A 21473-nucleotide genomic window follows, 5' to 3' on the forward strand; every position below is an offset into this window, starting at 1 on the left:
ACTTCGAGTTTTTTCAATTAGTATCTAAGATTTAATCTTCAAAATCTGCATCTGTAACTCCTGTATTTAGAATTGCTTCAACGAGAGTAGACTCAACTACTTGTGGACCTAAAGCTCCACGTTTTGTGTGAGGGAATTTGATACCTTCAACTTCTTTGTAGTTTGAAAATTCAGCTTCTTGATTTTGTGTTTGTCCTTGGAAATTGATGACAGAAACCTCTTTAACTTTCAGTCCAGATTCTACATCATAAAACGATGTGATTGAAACAGAACTTCCAGGGATTTCTACTTTATAAGCATCTTTTCCATTTACTTTTTCAATACCAGAAAGTTTTGCTTTTCCTGAAGCCATAAATCCTAGCTCAGGGAATACACCTATAGATGGCTTTAAATCATCTAACATGGCTTGAGGCATTGGTATTTTTTGTCCGCCTTGCTTCATGTACATTTCAGTGTCTTTTGCAACTACAGACATCATAGGAGCTCCATTCATAGACGTTACTGTCGCAAATTTATCGGCAGTTCTTTTTTCTTCAACTAAAACAGTTGCTCCCATTGCAGTTGCTTCATATTTTAAGACTACAGATGTGATTCTACCAACCTTTTCTTTACCACCAATAGCTTCAATGTAATTAGCTAAAACAGTATTAGCATTCATGCCTTCAGGCATCTCAACATCGTAGTTTGGTTTATCAACGGCATTGGCATAAGCGTCATAATATTTAATAGGAATTCCTGTTTTTTCAAGGTTTTCTAAAACTTCACTTCCTTTTCCAACAACGATAAAACGAGCATTTTCAGTTTTAAAATATTTGTTAGCTACACGGTTTACATCATCTGCAGTAACAGCGTTTATTTTTTGCAAGTATGTTGTATAGAAATCTTCAGGAAGATCATTCAATTTAATGTTTAAAGCATAACGTGCAATGGTTTGTGGATTTTCTAGAGCCAATACAAAGTCACCAACATATTTAGCCTTTGCGTTTTTAAGAGCATCTTGAGCTACAGGTTCGGTTTTTATACGATTAATCTCTTTTAAAGTTTGTACAACAGCACTATCTGTTACCATATTTCTAACTGCAGCACCTGCTGTAAAACGAGATGCGTACTCGTCCACACCAACACTAGAACGTGCACCATAAGTATAACCATGTTCTTCACGAAGATTCATGTTGAGGTAACTGTTAAATCCACCACCTAAAATTTTATTTGCGATTAGTGTTGAATGATAATCGTCATCCTTCATTTCTAAATCAACATTGTTTGTTAATGAAATATTAGATTGTACAGCGTTTGGCATATCAACAAAGTTGATTTGTGTGTATTGGGCATTAGGCGCTTCTTCAGGAACATTATAAGCAATGTCTACTGATTTTTTCCACTTTCCGAAGTGCTCAGTAATTTGTTTTTTTACAGTGTCGTAATCAACATCACCAACAACAACTAGATAGGCGTTATTTGGATTAAAGTACTGTTCATAGAATGACGCAACATCACCAAAAGTAACATTACCCGCTGTTTCTTTTGTAGTAAACTCTCCATAAGGGTGTTTTTTACCATAAGAAAGTGCACCACCAACACGATTTGCAACGGCATCAACACTTTTTTCACTAGTTTTTAATCCTTCGATAAGTTTTTCCTTCTCTTTTTCGAACTCTTCTTCGGTTAATAATGGATTGATAGCTGCATCTGCCATTAATTCTAAAATTCGATCAGAATACTTAGATAATGACCTTGCAAAAGCACCACTAAAACCAAAATTAATACTTGCTCCTAAGAAATCAACTTCTTCGTTAAATTCATCTTTAGAGATGTTAGTTGTCCCATTCCCCATCATGGCGCCAATTAAACTTTCAACACCTGCTTTATCTCCAACAGTCATTGGTTTATTATCTATGGTTAAAGAATAAGAAACTCGAGGTAATTTATGGTTTTCAACAACTAAAACTGTTAGTCCATTTTTTAATTTGAATTCTTCAGGTTTGTCCAAAGAAATTTTTGGAGCAGGTCCTGGCTCTGGCATTTTAGATCTGTCAACTTGTGCAAATACACCAACAGACATTAAAAATGCGACTATAAATATTGATATTTTAAATTTCATTTTCATCTTATTTTTTAGTTGTCAGTTTTCTCTTTTGGTAAGTATTCTAACTCAACACGTTGGTTAGGGTTCAAGTATTTTTTTACAACATCTTGAATTTCTTGTCTCGTAATTGATCTATAAATATCAATTTGGTTGTTGATAAGATTGATGTCGTCATATAGCATGTAATATCTTACTAGAGAATTGGCAATACCTTGAATACTAGAATTAGAATTTACAAATCTGTTTTCAAATTTATTCTGAAGTTTTTGGAAGTCTTTTTCAGAAATCAATTCGTTTTGCATTTTTGCTATTTCCTCGTCTATTTCAGTAAGTAAAGTGTCTAGAGATGTGTCTCCAAGTGGAAGTCCATATACAGCATAGATGCTGTAATCCATTTGGTCAATGTTGATAGCACCAACTTGAAGCGCCATTTTTTTCTCGTCTACTATTTTCTTATATAATTTTGAGGTTTTTCCATCACTCAAATATGCAGAAACCATGCTCAATACATAAGCATCTCTGCTTTTAAAACCAGGTGTTCTGTAAGCTGCGATGATACCAGGAATTTGAATATTTGGGTCATAGAACTTTGCTTCAATTGTTTCTGTAATTGGTTCTTCTTTAGGGAATGCTCTAACTGGGTCTGTTCCTCTTGGAATATCTTTGAAGTATTTTTTGATTAATTTTTTAGCTTCGTCAGAATCTATATCACCAGCAACAACTAATGCTGCATTATTAGGCCCATACCATTTTTTGAAATAGTTTTGAAACTCCTCTAAGGTAGAAGCGTCCAAATCGGCCATTTCACCAATGTTCTTGTTTTTATATGGGTGTACTTTAAATAGGTTTTCGCTAACAGCAAATAAAAACTGTCCATAAGGAGAGTTATCATAACGTAAACGTTTTTCCTCTTTTACAACTTCATTTTGCGTATCTACACCAACTTGGTCAATTACAGGATGTAACATACGTTCTGATTCCATCCAAAGTCCTAATTCTAAATTGTTTGAAGGGAATACTTCATAATAATATGTTCTATCAAGTGAGGTGTTTGCATTATTGCTTCCTCCATTAGAAGAAACGATTGTAAACCATTCTCCTCTGTCGATATTTTTTGTTCCTTCAAATAGTAGGTGTTCAAAAAAGTGAGCAAATCCTGTACGAGGTGCTTCAGGCTTTCCTCCTAAATCTTTTCCTCCAACATCATACATTACACCAATCGTAACCACAGGAGCAGTATTGTCTTGATGTAAGATAACGTGAAGTCCATTATCTAAGTCAAATTCTTCAAATTCAACTTTTTGAGCGTTGGCAGAAAAGCCAACAAGCATCAAAGAAGCTAAAAATAATAGGCATTTTTTCATTGTGAGTTCGTTTTAAATTAATTGTGAGTTTGTTTTAAATTTTTCAACATGTGTCATAAGTGTACCATTTTTATAAAATGTTACATATTTCTCACAAAAATAGCGAATAGCATCGCTTTTTTCGAGGTTTTAGGACTAAAAAAATCTTAAAAATGGCAATTTTGATCAAATTTTTCACGAACTTTAGTAATCTTTCGATTTAAAAACCAGACAGTTATGAATACTTCATTTTCGGTTGCATTAAAATACGGACTGTTTATTACCATAAGTTTAATCGCTTATTTTCTAATATTAAAATTGTTTGACTTGCATGAAAACCCTTGGTTACGTCTACTCAATGGAGTAGTTATGTGTGCGGGAATTTATTTTGCAATAAAAAACTACAAGCTGAGGTCTGGCGGTAATTTCTCTTATATCAATGGCATAAAAACAGCCTTAATAACAGGATTTATGGCCACGTTTTTATTTACAGCTTTTATGTCTGTTTATATGTTTCATCTCGACCCAGCATTTACCGAAAAAATATTAGGTGAGTGGTTTACAAGCTATGGAACAGGAGCAGGAATCCTTGTTTTTATTATTCTTATTGAAGGTTTAGCTTCTACGGTTGTTTTATCTCTTGCGTTTATGCAAGTCTTCAAAAAAAGTTATAATATCCCTCAAAATCCTTAAAACGTTTGTAGATTAATAATTTAGGCGTATATTTGCACTCATTTTTTGAACAAATTAATTAATAAAAACGTTACGCTATGTACGCAATTGTAGAGATAGCAGGGCATCAATTTAAAGTTGAAAAAGACCAAAAAGTTTTTGTTAACCGTTTAGCAACAGAAGAAGGTAAGAAAGTTTCTTTCGATAACGTTCTTTTAATTGGAGATGGTAACAATGTAACTTTAGGCGCCCCAGCTATAGACGGAGCACAAGTAAGTGCTAAAGTCTTAAAGCACCTTAAAGGTGATAAAGTGATAGTTTTCAAAAAGAAAAGAAGAAAAGGTTACCGTGTAAAAAATGGACACAGACAATCTTTATCTGAAATCGTAATCGAATCTATCGTTTCTTCAGGAGCTAAGCCAGCTAAGAAAGCTGCTCCGAAGAAAGAAACTAAAGAAGCCGAACCAAAAAAGGCTACTGCTCCAAAGGCAGAAGCTAAAAAAGCTGCTCCTAAAAAAGCAACTGGAAAGGCAGACGATTTAAAGAAAATCGAAGGTATTGGACCAAAGATTGCATCAACTTTAGTTGAAGCAGGAATTGTAACTTTTGCTGATTTAGCAAAAGCAAAACCAGCAAAAATTTCTGAAATCATTGCAGATGTTCGTGGAAACCACGTGACAGATACTTGGCCAGAGCAAGCTAAATTAGCTGCTGATGGGAAGTGGGATGAATTGAAGAAATGGCAAGATGAATTAGATGGTGGTAAAGCCTAAGGCATTCCACTTAAGTATAACAATATAAAACCTTAAGACAATGGCTCATAAAAAAGGAGTAGGTAGTTCTAAAAACGGTAGAGAATCAGAATCGAAACGCTTAGGTGTTAAGATATTTGGTGGACAAGCTGCAATTGCAGGAAACATTATCGTAAGACAAAGAGGTAATACACATCACCCAGGTGAAAATGTGTATGGAGGAAAAGACCACACTTTACATGCTAAAGTTGATGGTGTTGTAAAATTCACAAAGAAGAAAGATGGTAAATCTTTTGTTTCTATTGAGCCGTTTGAAGCTTAAACTGAATTTTACCCAATAATATAAAACCCATTCTCATTGAGAATGGGTTTTTTGTTTATAAGGTTTGTTGTAGTAAGTACTAATTTCTAAGGTCTAGTAAAAATTAATCTACAATTTCCATTTTCTTTAAAAGAAAGCTAGCATTCATATTTTGACAAACACCTGTTTTTAGTTTGTAATCAAAATAGAGTTCATCATTGACGATTTCGGCATCAAAATAATAGTTTTTAACTTCGTTGAGTTCTTCTGAAATGTCACAAAGACTCAAATCGTGTGTTGCAATAATACCTGTTGCACTGCCTGCCACTAATTTCTCCACAAATTTTCGCGAACCTATAGCTTTGTCTGTACTATTAGTGCCTTTTAAAATTTCGTCAAGAATAATAAAGTGAGGTTCTTTTTCAATTTCATCAACAATAAATTTTAAACGTGTTAATTCTGAAAAGAAATAACTACTATCATCTGTTAAAGAATCACTGGTACGCATACTTGTAATGAGCTTTACTGGTGCGTAGGTACTAGAAGTTGCACAAACAGGTAAGCCTGTATTAGCCATAACAATGTGTAAGGAGATGGTTCTTAAAAAGGTGCTTTTGCCAGCCATATTTGCCCCAGTAACTATAAAAAACTCTTGATTTTTAATAGCAACATTACTCGTAACACGTTTTGTTTTATCTAATAACGGATGGCCTAAATTTTCTGCCTGAATTACAGAATGATCTATTGAGATTTCAGGATAGGTATAGTCTTGATGGTTAAAGGCATAAATGCCTAAGCTGTTATAAGCATCAAAAAACGAAACTACTTCAAACCAATCTTCAACCTTATGTGCATAATTAGAAATCCATTGTTCAACTTTAAATGCATTTTTAATATCAGATAAAAGATAACCATTTCCGAAGAGGGCAGAAATGAGATTATTTCTATTGTCTAATGCGTCTAAATGTTTTGAGAATTCAGAAAAAATGGTTGATGCTTTCTTGCCTTCAGATTGAATTTTCTTTTGTTTTTCCTGAAGAAATGTTGAACTAAAATTTTCATTTTCAATTTGATTTAAAAGCGATGCGTATTGCTTAAACGTATCCTTTGTTTTATCTGAATTAGAAGCTAATGTATTGATGCTTTTTAAATAGATACCTGTTAGCCCTAAACCTGCGAAAATCCAGTAACCGAAAACACCTATATTAAGAATCTCGAAAATGGCTAAAACCAACAATGTTATAGAAACTATGGCGAAAGCCCAAGGCACCCATTTCATATGTTTTGGAATATAACTCTTGTGATTTTTTAACCATTTGATAATGGTTGGTGCTGGTGTTTCGGTTGTTATTAAACTTGCTGTCGCAGCATAAAGTTGAGTCCATTCGGTTTTATGAGATAATTCTTTAATAGCTTCTTGGCGTTGTTTGATAGCATTGGTATTGTTGGCCTTTAATGCATTGGCCAATTGGGTTTTCCCTTCAGTTGAAATGGTTCTATTTATATATTGAAAAAAAGAACCTTTCCCAAAGAGGTCAATATCTAAACTGTAATAGTGTTTTGGATCTTGAAATTGTACACCTGGATCTCTATGGTAATACGCTCCCGAAGCAATTTTTAATTCTTCTTCATTAATATGTACAAGTGCCTTATGAAGTTTGCGTTTTGCTTTTGTATCGGTATACCTCGAAAGGAAGACGATAAAAACTGTTAATCCAATAACTCCAAAAGCTGTGGCCATTTGCCAGTTTGGAAATGCGATATAAATGGCGCTTGCTGTAAGAAGAAAGGTAATAAGACGTAAAGTACTAAGTAATAGTATACGTTTCTGTAAAGACGTTACTTCATTTTGGTTCTTTGATAACTCAGATTTATAGAATGATATGGGATTGCTCATATTTTAATTTGAGGTATAAAGAAACAAAAAAACCCATGATTATACTTGAGTTTTTGAACGAATAATTAGGCTTTTATAGGTTTAAAAGGTTTTTATTATGTTGGTTATTTTTTAATAGAGGGATTTTAGCATTACGCACAGGTAAATAAGCGAATGCTATTTCGTTTCCGTTTCTTACAACAGTAAATTCGGCTTCGTGCTCAATAGAATCAAGGTAATAGCTTCTGCTAATTATTCGGTCTCCAGCGCGCAATCCAACCTTATATGCTGCAGAATTTTCGTCTATTGAAACAATACTTTTCTTGTCTTCAGAAAAGATAAAACCTAGATCAAAGACTTCTGACGTTGGAGTATATTCAAAACCAAAACTCTTGAATATGTGTTCTAAATTATAGAGTTGTCCGTTTTCAATATGTGCGTCAAAAAAAGGTTTAAAATCGTCGTTGACATAGTTGTTTACGGTTTGAATGAAATAGGCGTGTGTGATTTTCTGTTTGTTTTTAAGGGCATCATTTTTAAAATCTAATAAAACGTTATCTAAACAATATTTACCTTTACTGTCTTGCTTTATTTTTTGATCTAAATAAAAGGCTAGAATAGCGCCGCGACGATAGGGTAACTTTTGCATTCCTTCTTTACCACTCCAGAAATTTTCGTAAGTCATTTCACTATTTGGAACGTCTTTAACAGGAGACGTATAAAGTGATTTAATAAAGTTGTTAAACTCATTTATGAAATAGCTTTCGTCTAGATTAAATATGTTCCCTTTTGCAATATTTTTAATAGTGTAATAATCTGTAAACCCTTCACTAAACCAGTATTGTTCTTCTTCATTATCATTTTTAATAATATGTCCTGTCCAGTTATGTTGTAATTCGTGATTAAATAAATAGACTAGGCCTTGCGTTTCTAGGTACTCATTGTTAGATGCATTAGTGGCAAATGAATTGGTTAGTCCGGAGCCTTGAAAACTACTTCCTCTTTCTTGAATTGTTGGGATTAAGGTAACAGCAAAATAGTCTTGGGTATGATCTTGCCAGAAATCACGCTGTTTAACAATCGTTTTTTTCAAAATATTTACCATTGTTGAGTCTTGAAAAACCTTCCAATCTCCTCTAATAGCAAAAGCGACATTATTACCTTTTATATTTATATCATAGATTCGAAAGTCACCTCCAGTGAAAATTGCGGTATGGAATTTTTCTTCTGAAATATGTTCTATGTGTTGAACACGTTCATTACTTCCAAAGCTATTTACAATGGCATAATCTTCTGGAAAATTTTCCCATTTAATAACAACATTAAAGTTGTTGTTTGAGGCGTCTATGATGGCTTTAGGAAGCATTAGGAAATTGTGGGAAAACAGGTGGAAATAGTCAGATTGAATGATTGGTCTATACGTATCCCATGTGGTTAATTCACCTTCGCTATCTTGCTTTATAGTGTATTCTAGCTCAACGTGTTTTATGTCTTTAGGATGGGTTATTTGATACCATCCACTATCTCTATTTGAATGGATACTACTTTGTTCTGAAAGGACTTTAATATCTCTTATAACATTATGTAAACTGTCTTGTCCCCAAGCTGTATCTTGAAAAAGCAAAGTTGATGTTTCGTTACTTTTAACCTTAAAGGCCATTTTAACTTTTAGAAGTTCCTCACCATTTTTAGTTATTGGCGATATGGTATAGTCAATAGTATTATCAGAATCTTTTGAACAAGAATAGAAGAATATTGCGATAACAAATAAGATGATTAGTCGTTTCATTTTTTGATGGATGCTGGTTTAGTTCTGTATAAAAGACGATTGAAATCGACGTGCGTTACAAAACAAAAAACCCAAGTCATTACAACTTGGGTTAAAATATATTTAGAATATGGTTGGTTAGTTTATCCTTTAAGTGAGGCCTTTAAATATTCTTGGTTCATACGAGCGATGTTTTCTAAAGAAATCCCTTTAGGACATTCTACTTCACATGCGCCAGTATTTGTACAATTTCCAAAGCCTTCTTCATCCATTTGTTTCACCATGTTCAAGACACGATCTGTGGCTTCTACTTGTCCTTGAGGTAGCAATGCGAATTGCGATACTTTAGCTCCAACAAATAACATTGCGCTAGAGTTTTTGCACGAAGCCACACAAGCGCCACAACCAATACAAGTTGCTGCACTAAAGGCATCGTCTGCATCATGTTTATTAATTGGAATAGCATTAGCATCTATTGTATTTCCTGAAGTATTTACAGAGATAAACCCTCCTGCATGCTGAATACGATCAAAAGCACTTCTATCTACGATTAAATCTTTAATTACAGGGAAAGCGGCTGCTCTAAATGGCTCTATATAAATAGTGTCACCATCTTTAAACATACGCATATGTAACTGACAGGTTGTTATGCCACGATCTGGACCATGAGCTTCTCCATTGATATATAAAGAACACATACCGCAAATACCTTCACGACAGTCATGATCAAAGGCAATAGGTTCTTCATCTTTATTTATTAATTGTTCATTTAAAACATCTAACATTTCAAGGAAAGACATATCAGGAGAAATATCATTGACCTTATAGTCTACCATTTTTCCTTTATCGTTAGCGTTTTTTTGACGCCATATTTTAAGTGTAAGATTCATATGATAATGAATTTATTTTCTAATTTTTTTCGTTTAAAAAGTCTTGCCCTATTTGACCAACATCCAATCCATTTTTTTCGAAGTCCATTGGTAAACCTCCAGTTTTCTTTAGAATGAAATTTAAAACTAATGCAGCTACTAACGTTACAATAAATATAATAATGCCATAAAAAATTAAACCAAATACAATAGCAAAAAGACCACCACCTAACATGGCAAAGCCTCCTGCTAAATCTTGAGACGCGCCAACTGCTGAACCAATTAACATTATAGGGACAATTAGTATTAGCATAATTGCTAGATAGGTTAATGTTGCAATAATCGCATATTTAACTGGATCAACCTTCTTTAATTTAAGTGTTAAAGTATTCATAGTTAGTTGGTACTTTTTTTATTTATAACTTCTTTGCTTTAGTTCAATATCTTTAAATTCTAATTCTTCCTTATGTAAAACGGCATCGCTAGGTTCTCCCTTATATTCCCATGCTGCTACATATGCAAAGTTATCGTCATCACGTTTTGCTTCACCTTTTTGTTCTCCATCCAGTTCTACTGAATCTTCTCTAAAGTGTCCTCCACAAGATTCTTCCCTGTTAAGTGCGTCTTTAGCGAATAATTCTCCTAGTTCTAAGAAATCTGCAACACGACCAGCTTTAGCTAGTTCTTCATTATACTCATCATTTGTTCCGGGCACTTTAACTTCTTTCCAGAATTGCTCACGTAATTCTTTTATTTCCGAAATCGCTTCAGTTAAACCTTTCACATTACGAGACATACCAACTTTATTCCACATGATTTTACCTAATTTCTTATGGAAATAATCTACAGAATGTTGTCCTTCGTTCGTGACAAAGAAATTTAGTTTGTCTTTAACTTCTTTTTCGGCATCTTCAAATTCTTTCGTATCTGTTGAAATAGGACCAGTACGAATATCATCAGATAAATAATCTCCTATAGTATATGGTAACACAAAATAGCCATCTGCTAAACCTTGCATTAAGGCAGAAGCGCCTAAGCGGTTAGCTCCATGATCAGAAAAGTTCGCTTCTCCAATACAATAGAGTCCAGGAACTGTAGTCATTAAATTATAGTCTACCCAAACGCCTCCCATAGTATAGTGAACTGCAGGATAAATCATCATTGGTGTATTGTATGGATCTTGATCTACGATCTTCTCATACATTTGAAATAGGTTTCCGTATTTGTTTTTAACAACTTCTTGCCCTAAAGACTTTACTAGAGCCGCATCATTCTCGTCTAAACCTTTAACGTGAGCTTGTTCTTTCCCGTAACGTTCAATTGCAGAAGCGAAATCTAAAAATACGGCTTCACCGGTTGCATTTACACCATAACCAGCATCACAACGTTCTTTAGCCGCACGAGAGGCTACATCACGAGGCACTAAATTACCAAAAGCAGGATAACGACGTTCTAAGTAGTAATCACGATCGTCTTCAGCTAGATCCTTTGGTTTTAATGTTCCGGCTTTAATAGCTTCAACATCTTCTTTTTTCTTAGGAACCCAAATACGTCCATCATTTCTTAAAGACTCAGACATCAAGGTTAGTTTAGATTGATGATCTCCAGAAACAGGAATACATGTTGGGTGAATTTGAGTATAACAAGGATTTGCAAAGTAAGCACCACGTTTGTGGGCTTTCCAAGCAGCTGTTACATTGCTTCCCATAGCATTTGTTGATAGGAAAAATACATTACCATAACCACCAGTTCCTAAAACAACTGCATGCGCCGAATGTCTTTCAATTTCACCTGTAATTAAGTTACGCGTTATAATACCACGAGCTTTTCCATCTACAACAACAACATCAAGCATTTCGTGACGGTTATACATTTTGATTTTACCACGACCAATTTGGCGATTCATTGCTGAATAGGCACCAAGTAACAATTGCTGTCCTGTTTGTCCAGCAGCGTAAAATGTTCTTGAGACTAATACTCCACCAAATGAACGATTATCTAATAAACCACCATATTCGCGTGCAAAAGGAACGCCTTGAGCAACACATTGGTCAATAATATTTGCCGAAACTTCTGCTAAACGATAAACGTTAGCTTCTCTTGATCTATAATCACCTCCTTTAACAGTATCGTAAAACAACCTGTAAGTGGAGTCTCCATCACCTTGGTAATTTTTTGCGGCATTAATACCACCTTGAGCGGCAATCGAGTGCGCGCGTCTCGGAGAATCTTGAAAGCAAAATGCTTTTACATTATAACCAAGTTCTGCTAAAGTTGCGGCTGCAGATCCACCAGCTAAACCTGTTCCAACGACAATAACATCAATGTTACGTTTATTTGCAGGATTTACAAGGTCGATGTGATTTTTATAGTTAGTCCATTTGTCTGCAATAGGACCTTTAGGTATTTTAGAATCTAAAGCCATAATTATGATAATACATATTTAAGATGATGATAAAGCGCAATAAAAACAAAGCCTAGTGGGATTAGAATAGCGTATGCTTTTCCAAAACCTTTTAGTCCTTTAGTATATTTATTATTTGCTCCAACCGATTGAAACGCAGAGCTAAAACCATGTAAAAGGTGTAGCGCTAAAAACACAAAAGCAATAACATATAGAATAGTTCTTACATGACTGTGAAATTTATGTTGTAATTCTTCGTAATATCTAAACCCACTATCGGCAACATCTGGATTGATTAGGCCAGACATATCGCCTTGAATGAATTTTGTGTTGATTTCTGGAAACCAAAAATCGTAAAAGTGCAATCCAATAAAAGCCAATATTGCCAATCCACTCCAGATCATATTTCTACTCATCCATGAAGAATTTGCAGCACCATTATTTTTTGCATAGCTGATGTTTCTAGCCTTTTTGTTTTTAAGTTCTAATGCAAAACCCATAACGAAATGGAAAATTACACCAAGAATTAATACAGGCTGCAATACATATTGAATGACCCAAAACGTGCCCATAAAGTGAGAAACATCGTTAAAAGTATCTGGACTAAAGACAGAAAGAATATTAATTGCAAAATGTTGAAGTAAGAAAATCATTAGGAAGAGTGCTGAAAGTGCCATAGCAAACTTTCTTCCTATCGACGAATTTAAAATTCCGCTCATTATAATTGTAGTTAATTATTTGTACTACAAAGATAAGGTTCATAGGTATGCGCTACAAATTTTAGCTTCTATTTTAGTTATTTAGAATGGGTTTAATTAAAAGTTAAATCTAGGGTTCACAATAGAGTTGTATATAGATCCAAATTGATAGCTAAAACCTATGTTAACCCAGTAGTTATAACCCGACTGAAGTTGTTGTTGTTGTAGTAATAATTCTTCAAGCGACACATCTCCAGCAGGAAGGTTAATCTGGTTTCGTGTAATTCTATAGTTACCACCAACATTGAAATTAAACCCTTTAAAAACTCGAACATTGGCGCCTAAATAAAACCCAAAGGAATGTAAATCGGTATCATGTAAGTATTGACTGAAAGAGGCTTCACCATTAATATTTCCCCATTCCTGACGAATACTTCCGCCTAAAAGAACAGAGTGTTCGAATAAAAGTTCCTTTTCCTCACCAAAAATAGAGCGTTCAATATAGTCGTTGAAAACAAGGCCATTTCTATACGATAATATGAGTTGTTTTTTGGCCGATTCGGCATAGTTAAAAAAGTTGTACTCAATGGCAGGTCTAAATCTCCAAAACAACTCGTAGTTGCTATAGGTGGATGTTCCAATATTTCCGAAGAACCCATAAGACCAGTGATCATTGATGCTTAAAACATCACTTACATTTAAAGATTTGTTATTATTTATGGCTACAATATCGTCGCCATCAAAAGTAAAAGTTGATTTGTTTTCACCAAAATTAAGTCTGAGAGAGAATTTATTTTTCTCTGTCACACGTCTGGCAGAGACATTAACGTTTAAATTACTGGATTTATTAGATTCTTGTCCGTTAAAATAACCGCCTGCTCCAATACGAAACACCCAGTAATTCCATGGGTCTTTTTCTGGTTTACTGTCGGTTTCGGTTTCTGGGCTAGGAACAGATACTGTGACGTTTGTCATGGTACCATTGGCGATCCAAAATCGTACTAAACCAAGTTTGATATATTCTAAAGTACGTTTTCTTTCATCATCTCTTGTCATATTAGAATCTGTTGAAAATTCTAATTTGTAGTTGATGTCTTCAAACTCGTTTTTTCCAATAAAATCGATTTCGTAGGAACGTCCTCCACTACCATTTCTTTGAGTAACAAAGAACAAATGAACATCGCTAAGGCCTTGGTCTCTCACAAATTGTACGTTACCTAGATTTTGCCTCATATAGGTGTTGTCACAGACGTTACAATCAAGAAATATTTTAAGATCATTACTTGTCTCATCTTGCGCAAAGGCAATAGAAGAGAGAAATAATGCTAGGAGTAGAAAGGCGGACTTTAGCATAATTTATTATAGTTAGGTTGCAAATATTAGTTATATAAATGTATTAGTGTTGTAGTATTTTAATTTTTTTTTAAAAGTGATAATTTGTTCCGTGTAAAACTAAGTAGGTGTGATTTAATAAATGTCAAAAAACTGCAAAAGAAATGTCAATTATTTTAAAACGTGTCTATAATCTACTTAGATGTTGTTTTGGAGTTTTAATAATGGGCTTAATTTGAAATACTAGGGATTAATCCTCTTAGTCCCATATCTACTACCTGTTCTCCAGCTTGGGGTTCGTATTTTCCGTCTGAATTTACTTCAATCCATTCAAAACTATTGTTTATAGAGAATGATAGTGTTACTACAACATCTTCGGTTTCTGCTCCAGAAATGCTTAATCCATTTTGAAATTCACCTGTAACTACACAAGATCCTTGTGGTATTGGAGATGAATTAAACAAAGGATTAGGTACTGTTGTTGCGCCTTCTGGAGCTTGACCTTGCGAGGTAAACCCTAAGGCTTCAAAGACCCAAAACCCTTGAGCTTTATTTTCATTTACAGCGATAGTATTTCCATTGAGATCAAATGATGTGATGTATGAATTGTATCCTACAAAACTTGCTAATGTTCCAGAAATATCTTGATTGTCTACTAAGACATTGATAGTGCCTTCTTGGTAGGCTAAAGACACCCTTACCCATTTATAATTTCCTGCAGAAACAGTACTTAATGGAAGGGTTAGAAATGTTTCATTATGACCAGCAAAAACGGCATTTTGAAAATCAATGGCTTGATCACCTCCGGCATTTGTTTCATTACCTTCAAAAATAATTTCGCCAGTTCCTAATGCGGTTGTTGCTAAAGGAGCAAACTCAATATAATTAGCACTCATTCTATTAATTGTAGGTGATTGTGCCGCATTGCCATCTGCTACAGATACTGGTTGACCAAGATTACCTAAGCGTTCTTGATTAGGGTTAAATTCTAGTTTAATGATGAGGTTTGGGCCAGTAACTTGTGCGGTGTCATCTTGGTCTTCACTACATGAAAAGACTAAAAGAAATACCAAGGCACAAATTAATCTTGATGTATTCATATATTTCTGTTAGAGTTTCTAGTATAACTCCTAAGCCCAAGCTTTATTTTATTTCGAATCTTGTTTTTTCGCCGTCAACTTGAATGGTGTATAGCCCTTTTGGAAGGTAATACTTACCATTTTTTGCTTTATTTATTATGATTCCAGAATTTTCTTTTAGAAGTGCTTTTCGACCTTTTTGATTGAGAGACAAGTCGTAACTAGTATAGTTAAACCCTTTATCTGCTGTCATTTTTATTTCGTTTAATACTGCACCTTTTTCTGAAAGTACTTTCATTGTTTTTTCTCCTGAAACATTAGAAAAGAACGATATTTCTATTTCCGGTTCAAAAGGGCTAGACCATTGACTAAATGAATCTCCCCATCGTGATGAATACCTAGTGTCATTAACCTTAAACAGCGTGATTGGTTGAGACATCATTTTAGTGTCCATTTGTTGAAGAGGAGCAATATCAACTTTGTAAATACTTCTTCCATGGGTTCCTATTAGCAAATGTTTTGCATCGGGTTGTACTACAATATCGTGCACAGCAACGTTTGGAAGTCCGTTACTAAACGCTTCCCAGTGTTGTCCCTGATTAAAAGAGACATAAGCACCATTATCTGTTCCTAGGTATAAAATGTTTTCATTTTCAGAATCCTCCCTTATAACATTAACAGGAGAAGCAGGAATGTTTGAACTAACGTCTTTCCATGTTTTTCCATAGTCATCGCTCATATAAGTATAAACTTTAAAATCGTCCCAGCGATAGCCATTAAGTGTAACATAAACACGTTCTTTTTTATGTTCAGAAGCGACAACACGACTCACCCAAAGATCTTTAGGTAATGTACTAGAAATGTTTTCCCAGCTTCCTCCAGCATCTTTGCTAATATAGACCAGGCCATCGTCACTTCCTGTATAAATTAAACCAAATTGAAAAGGAGATTCGCTTAGTGTTGTTAAAGTACCATAGGCAACGTTCCCTTTTTTTCCTCCATTAGTTAAATCATCACTTATTGCTGTCCAGTCTGAACCTTGATTCATAGAACGCATGAGTTTATTCCCTCCTAAATAAAGAATGTCTTGATTATGGGGAGACAATAATATAGGTGTTTGCCAATTAAAACGATATGGATTTTCTCCCAGTTCATGTTTCGGTTGTATGTAGCTCTGTTCATCAGTTTCTAGGTTTAATCTAAAATAATTTCCAAATTGAAAACCAGTGTACACAACATTGTGATCTCTATTATCTATTTGAATTTGCATACCATCACCTCCCATTATACTTTCCCAAGGATACTGTCCGCTTTGATGCCATCTTTTATTTTCTCGGGCATTATTAGCACCAACCCAAACCCCATTATCTTGAAGTCCGCCATACACGTTATAAGGCTTTGCGTTGTCAACATTAATTGCATAAAATTGCCCTACAGAGGGTGAATTATTTTTAATCCAGTTCTCACCATCATCATAGGTGATATTTACCCCACCATCATTACCATTAATGAGGTGATTAGGGTTTTTAGGATTAATCCAAAGTGCGTGGTGATCTGCATGAACGTTTTCAGCACTAATAGATTTGAACGTTTTTCCTCCGTCTTTAGATTTTACAATAGGTACGCCGTAAATGTAGATATTGTTCGCGTCATTTGGCGCCACATAAATATGCCCAAAGTAATAGCCATAACTGTAATAAATATCATCTAGGTAACCATCATGGGTTTTCTTCCAAGTTATTCCCCCATCGGTACTTTTATACACTTCTGTTCCAATAACAGGGGTGTCAAACAATAATGAATTGGCGTTTTCCAAATATTTTGCAAGGTCAATAGGTTTCACATTTCCACTACGAACCATGTGTTTAACATTGTCTGCTCTATACTTTTCTTGGAAACCGTTTCTTTTTAAGTACGCGTTTAGCTTTTTATTATCTAATGTTAAAAATGTTTCGGTAGACATGGTTTTGAAATCTTCCTTAGTTAAACTATTAGGAGTCTCTTTTTTGTCTTCGGAAGCGCGTCGAAATTGACTATCATGAATAGCATAAATAATGTCATTATCAAAAACTGCTAGACCAATTCGGCCTACACCTTTACCTGTTGGGAAACCACTTTTTTCGACAGAAACTTTTGCCCAAGTATCTCCACCATTGGTACTTTTGTAAATCGCAGAATTATTACCACTTCCGTCGAAATTCCATGCTTTACGATCTTTTGTCCAAGACGACGCGAACATAAGATTGTAATTATTTGGGTCGCGCTGTACATCTATAATGCCGCTCATGTCGTCAACAAATAATTTTTGAGACCACGTTTTTCCGCCATCTGTAGTTTTATAAATACCTCGCTCTTGATTTGGAGAATATAAATGACCGGTAGCACCAACTACAACTTCATTTGGATTGTTAGGGTTTATTAAAATTCGACCAATGTGATGAGAGTCTCTAAGTCCCATATTTTGCCATGTCTTTCCGTTATCAGAAGACTTTAAAATTCCAATTCCAGCATAACTTGATCGGGATGAATTGTTCTCTCCTGTTCCAACCCAAATAGTTCCATTGTTCCAGTCTACTGCGATATCACCTACATTTTGGGTGTTTGATGAATCTAGAATAGGCTTAAATGTTGTACCATTATTGGTTGTGTGCCAAACACCTCCAGAGGCATAGCCAACATAGAACTCTGTTGGGTCTTCTGGATTAACATCTAAATCTGTTACTCTACCGCTCATAATTGTTGGTCCGATATTTTCGAGCATAACATTTTTAACTAAAGACGTTTTTGAGAGTTGTTCCTTTTGGGCAATAGCATTCTCAATGGTTTGTGATGAGGTTGCAGGTTGTTGAGCAATTACTGTAGTAGTACTAAGAATAAGCGCAAATGAAAGAAATCTTGAATAGAACATATTGGTTAGAATTTTATTGGCATGAAATTACCAATTTTTTAAATAACAACTATGATTTTGGACTGTATTTAACGCTTATGCATTATAAATATTTAGAACACTTTAAAGCTGTCTTTTGTTAATAGCTTCAAAGAATTTTTTCCGATAAGTGTTGCCTATTGGTAGTTGTTTTGCACCAATCCATACACTATCATTATCAATCTTATCTATATGAGAAAAAGCAATAATATATGACTTATGAATTTGAATAAATTGGGTTTTAGGCAATCTATCTGATAGATGCTTTAAGGTAGAATAGGTTATAATTTGTTGACCACTTAACTGCACTGAAACATAATTTTTTAAGCCTTCAATAAACAGAATATCTTCAATAAAAACCCGATTAAAATTATGCTTGCCATCCGTTTTTATAAAGATGTAACCCTCTTCATTGTCTTCAGTTTTAGAAGGATGCAAAGCATGTTTTTGCGCTTTTAGAACTGCTTTGTAAAAACGTTCAAAGGCGAACGGTTTTAATAGGTAATCTGTAGTGGCTACGTCATAGCTATCTAAGGCAAACTCTGAATATGCCGTAGTGAATATAATTTGGGTGTTTGGTGTAATTATTTTTGACAATTGAATGCCTGTGATTTGTGGCATCTGAACATCTAAAAACACTAAATCTATTGTATTAGACTCTAAAAAAGCTAGTGCTTCCAAAGGTTTGGTAAATGTCTCTTGTAACCTTAAAAAGGCTACATTAGACACATAGCGCTCTAGCAACCGTACAGCTGCTGGTTCGTCATCTATAATAATACATTTTAATTGTTGCATTAAAGCGGTATTTTTAAATAAGCGAAGTACATATTGTTTTCGTTTTCGGTATTCAATGTGTAGTTTTTATCAAATAAAAGCTCTAAACGTTTTTTAATATTATGAGATCCAATTCCCTTGTCCATATAATTTTCAGAAGCATTTACTTCATTTGTGGTTTGAATTTCCAAAAATTGATCTTCCACATTAATTTTAATAGATGCTGGGTGTTTTGAATCGTTTATGATGCCATGCTTACATAGGTTTTCGACAAAATGAATAAGCATGAGTGATGGGACTTTTTGGGTGCTTACGTTTCCTTTTATTGATAAATCCACATAAAATTCGTCTTCATATCTCCGTTTATAAAAGTAAAGATAATCTTGAATGAAATTGACTTCTTTAGCTAATGGCATAAAATTATCTTTAGAGTCATACGTGACATATCGTAATAATTTAGACAGTTTTAGAATATCATCTGCGGTTTCGGTTTGTGTTTCATATAATTCTGAGTAAAAACTATTTAAAGTGTTGAAAAGGAAGTGTGGGCTTATTTGAGATTTTAGCATTGCCATTTGAGCTTCTTGATGCTGTAATTCTAATTGATGCATTCTAGATTTATTTTCTGCGAATCTAAAGAACAAAAACATTAGACTACTAAATAGACAGGGCCTTAAGGCGTACAAAGCGCTATCTGTGAGATAAATGGCTACGATATTTTGTCTTTCTAGGTTATAATTATGGAAATTAAACAACTCTAAAATTAAAACCTCTTCTAAAAGAAACCTAACAACAGCAAAACATAAGGTCATTATAACAAATGAAAACAGGTATTGCACAATTTTATTAGGCTTTAGAAATCGCGGAGCGAAAATCAGATAATTTAAAATGTAAACAGTAAAATAGGCAATGTTATAGGTAAAAAAGAGTATAACTGATCCTGGTTTAAACCAAGTTGTTCTTCCTTGATTAAAAATTAAGTCGTTAGAATATTCCCAGGTTTGCCCTATTAAAATGAGTAATAACCCAAAAATAATATTGTATTTAAGTTCTTTAGATAACCGCATGCAACGAATTTAATACCATTCTATAGAGTTGTTTGTTTAATTATACGAACAGGTTGTTTTTTTACACCAATACCGATATTTATGGGATCACTTCAAAAATAGAATAAAACAAGGCATTGACATAATCTACATATGCGTATATCATATTTTGAAAATCCTCAAAACATAACGTACTAATATTACAATAGCGTTTAACATAAACTTTTTATCACATGAAAAATACTTTTATATTATTGCTTGCTATTATTGTATGTCACACTGTAGAAGCTCAAAACGAACCACCCAATTTAGATACAGAGATTTTAAGATCATACACTCATTATTTCTCCATTAAAGACAATACAATTTCTGGAGAAGGTAAATCGGTTATAGAAGCTATTGCTAATCAATCACAATTTGTGGTTTACGGTGAAATGCATGGTTCAAATCAAACTTCAATTTTTAATAAAGCATTTATTCCTTTACTTTCTGATGCTGGATTTAAGTATTTTGCCATTGAGGTTGGACCACATTCTGCAACTAAACTCGCCGAATTGTCTACACCAGCGTCCAAAACGGTTGAAAACTTAAACTCCTTTTATTCAAAGTATACGGTAGTTCAAGGCGAAGAGGTTGCCGAGCCCATTCCATTTTTTACGAGCATCTCAGATGCCGAATTTCTAAAAGAAGCACGTGTTCGAAATATGCAACTTTGGGGATTAGATCAAGAATTTTATTTCTCGGCTTTTTTCTTAATGGATGAGCTAACAAAAACGGCAAAAGAGCATCCAAATTACAGCAACATAGTATCGCTTCAAAACCAAGCTAAAGCAATTATGTTTAAGCACTTTTTAGCCGAATTTAAGAACGAAATCGATGGCGCCTATAGTCGCATTAAAAAAGAAAAGGTAGTTAGGGACTATTTTGATGCATTTGATAAGTCTAATGAAAAGGCACAAGCTCTTATTAAAGATTTAATTATTAGTTGGGATATTTATATTAATTGGAGAAATGACTCTCATGTAGATCGAATTAGCTACATGCGTAATAATTTTATGAGCCATTATAATCAAGCGACAAAAAAAGAAAGACAACCAAAGGTTTTTACGAAGATAGGGAGTCTACATGCTAAAAAAACATTTTCAAATGGTGCATATGACATAGGTGAACTTGTAGAATCTTTAGCACAGAAAAACGGAACCGTTGCAACAACCATTAACTCATGGAAACCATATGAAATTGGAAGTGACGGAAAAATCATCGACAATTTTGAAAGGTATAAAAGAGGGTATAAGCGCTATAAGGTATTTATGCCATTGGCAAAACAAGATTCTTGGGGTATTATTAATTTGAAAGCAATAAGAGAGGCACTAGAGAACAATGAAATTCAGCTACCTAAAACAGGAGATTATCATAAATTGAAAAATCTCATATATGGTTATGATTTTCAGCTTTTATTGCCTGTAGATGAAGATCCAGTACCAAATAGATCAAATTAAGTCCATTGAAAACAATAGAATTAAATGGGTCATTGTTTTTGAATTTGT

Annotated in this window: 17 protein-coding genes; 4 read left to right on the plus strand and 13 right to left on the minus strand. The window is 34.2% G+C overall.

What is annotated here, in order from left to right:
* Nucleotides 1–31 precede the first annotated feature (31 nt).
* Both Q0787_RS05855 and Q0787_RS05860 read right to left on the minus strand, forming a co-directional pair.
* The gene (locus Q0787_RS05855) at nt 32–2101 is read right to left on the minus strand and encodes an insulinase family protein (protein ID WP_298901298.1); all 2070 of its coding nucleotides are present in this window, start codon (nt 2099–2101) and stop codon (nt 32–34) included.
* A 14-nt stretch (nt 2102–2115) separates the two neighbouring features.
* Nucleotides 2116–3450 carry a pitrilysin family protein gene (locus tag Q0787_RS05860; protein WP_298901299.1) on the minus strand — a complete coding sequence of 445 codons (1335 nt, stop codon included), beginning with the start codon at nt 3448–3450 and terminating at the stop codon, nt 2116–2118.
* A 216-nt stretch (nt 3451–3666) separates the two neighbouring features.
* On the opposite strand from Q0787_RS05860, the gene Q0787_RS05865 reads away from it, so the two are divergent.
* The 3 genes from Q0787_RS05865 to rpmA all read left to right on the plus strand — a co-directional run bounded on the left by Q0787_RS05865 (nt 3667) and on the right by rpmA (nt 5175).
* Complete coding sequence (locus tag Q0787_RS05865) at nt 3667–4122, plus strand: DUF4199 family protein (RefSeq protein ID WP_298901300.1); 456 nt, start codon at nt 3667–3669, stop codon at nt 4120–4122.
* A gap of 77 nt (nt 4123–4199) precedes the next feature.
* Nucleotides 4200–4874, plus strand: coding sequence for a 50S ribosomal protein L21 (gene rplU, locus Q0787_RS05870; RefSeq protein WP_298901302.1), 675 nt, complete (start codon nt 4200–4202; stop codon nt 4872–4874).
* Between the two features lie 40 nt (nt 4875–4914).
* Nucleotides 4915–5175, plus strand: coding sequence for a 50S ribosomal protein L27 (gene rpmA, locus Q0787_RS05875; protein WP_204344633.1), 261 nt, complete (start codon nt 4915–4917; stop codon nt 5173–5175).
* A 103-nt stretch (nt 5176–5278) separates the two neighbouring features.
* On the opposite strand, the gene Q0787_RS05880 is transcribed toward rpmA, so the two are convergent.
* The 11 genes from Q0787_RS05880 to Q0787_RS05930 all read right to left on the minus strand — a co-directional run bounded on the left by Q0787_RS05880 (nt 5279) and on the right by Q0787_RS05930 (nt 19947).
* Nucleotides 5279–7051, minus strand: a complete 1773-nt coding sequence (locus Q0787_RS05880; RefSeq protein ID WP_298901303.1) for a DNA mismatch repair protein MutS — start codon at nt 7049–7051, stop codon at nt 5279–5281.
* A gap of 73 nt (nt 7052–7124) precedes the next feature.
* Entirely contained in the window at nt 7125–8819 is a 1695-nt protein-coding gene (locus Q0787_RS05885; protein WP_298901304.1) for a M1 family aminopeptidase, read from the minus strand.
* A gap of 122 nt (nt 8820–8941) precedes the next feature.
* Nucleotides 8942–9688 carry a succinate dehydrogenase/fumarate reductase iron-sulfur subunit gene (locus Q0787_RS05890; RefSeq protein WP_298901305.1) on the minus strand — a complete coding sequence of 249 codons (747 nt, stop codon included), beginning with the start codon at nt 9686–9688 and terminating at the stop codon, nt 8942–8944.
* Nucleotides 9689–9707: 19 nt separating this feature from the next.
* Nucleotides 9708–10061: a hypothetical protein gene (locus tag Q0787_RS05895; protein WP_298901307.1), complete on the minus strand. Its 354-nt coding sequence runs from the start codon at nt 10059–10061 to the stop codon at nt 9708–9710.
* A gap of 18 nt (nt 10062–10079) precedes the next feature.
* The gene (locus Q0787_RS05900) at nt 10080–12092 is read right to left on the minus strand and encodes a fumarate reductase/succinate dehydrogenase flavoprotein subunit (protein WP_298901308.1); all 2013 of its coding nucleotides are present in this window, start codon (nt 12090–12092) and stop codon (nt 10080–10082) included.
* Nucleotides 12093–12094: 2 nt separating this feature from the next.
* Entirely contained in the window at nt 12095–12790 is a 696-nt protein-coding gene (locus Q0787_RS05905) for a succinate dehydrogenase cytochrome b subunit (RefSeq protein WP_298901309.1), read from the minus strand.
* Between the two features lie 96 nt (nt 12791–12886).
* Nucleotides 12887–14122, minus strand: coding sequence for a hypothetical protein (locus Q0787_RS05910; RefSeq protein WP_298901311.1), 1236 nt, complete (start codon nt 14120–14122; stop codon nt 12887–12889).
* 209 nt (nt 14123–14331) lie between these two features.
* Nucleotides 14332–15201 carry a hypothetical protein gene (locus Q0787_RS05915; RefSeq protein ID WP_298901312.1) on the minus strand — a complete coding sequence of 290 codons (870 nt, stop codon included), beginning with the start codon at nt 15199–15201 and terminating at the stop codon, nt 14332–14334.
* Nucleotides 15202–15244: 43 nt separating this feature from the next.
* The gene (locus tag Q0787_RS05920; RefSeq protein ID WP_298901313.1) at nt 15245–18088 is read right to left on the minus strand and encodes a sialidase family protein; all 2844 of its coding nucleotides are present in this window, start codon (nt 18086–18088) and stop codon (nt 15245–15247) included.
* Nucleotides 18089–18190: 102 nt separating this feature from the next.
* On the minus strand, nt 18191–18901 hold the full coding sequence (locus Q0787_RS05925; protein WP_298901314.1) for a LytTR family DNA-binding domain-containing protein: 711 nt from the start codon (nt 18899–18901) through the stop codon (nt 18191–18193).
* Nucleotides 18901–19947 carry a sensor histidine kinase gene (locus tag Q0787_RS05930; protein WP_298901315.1) on the minus strand — a complete coding sequence of 349 codons (1047 nt, stop codon included), beginning with the start codon at nt 19945–19947 and terminating at the stop codon, nt 18901–18903. Before Q0787_RS05930 ends, Q0787_RS05925 begins: the two co-directional genes overlap by 1 nt.
* Before the next feature lie 212 nt (nt 19948–20159).
* Between Q0787_RS05930 and Q0787_RS05935 the strand changes: the two genes are divergently transcribed.
* The gene (locus Q0787_RS05935) at nt 20160–21425 is read left to right on the plus strand and encodes a hypothetical protein (RefSeq protein WP_298901316.1); all 1266 of its coding nucleotides are present in this window, start codon (nt 20160–20162) and stop codon (nt 21423–21425) included.
* Nucleotides 21426–21473 lie beyond the last annotated feature (48 nt).

The organism is uncultured Psychroserpens sp. (assembly GCF_947492715.1).
Classification (GTDB): Bacteria; Bacteroidota; Bacteroidia; order Flavobacteriales; family Flavobacteriaceae; genus Psychroserpens.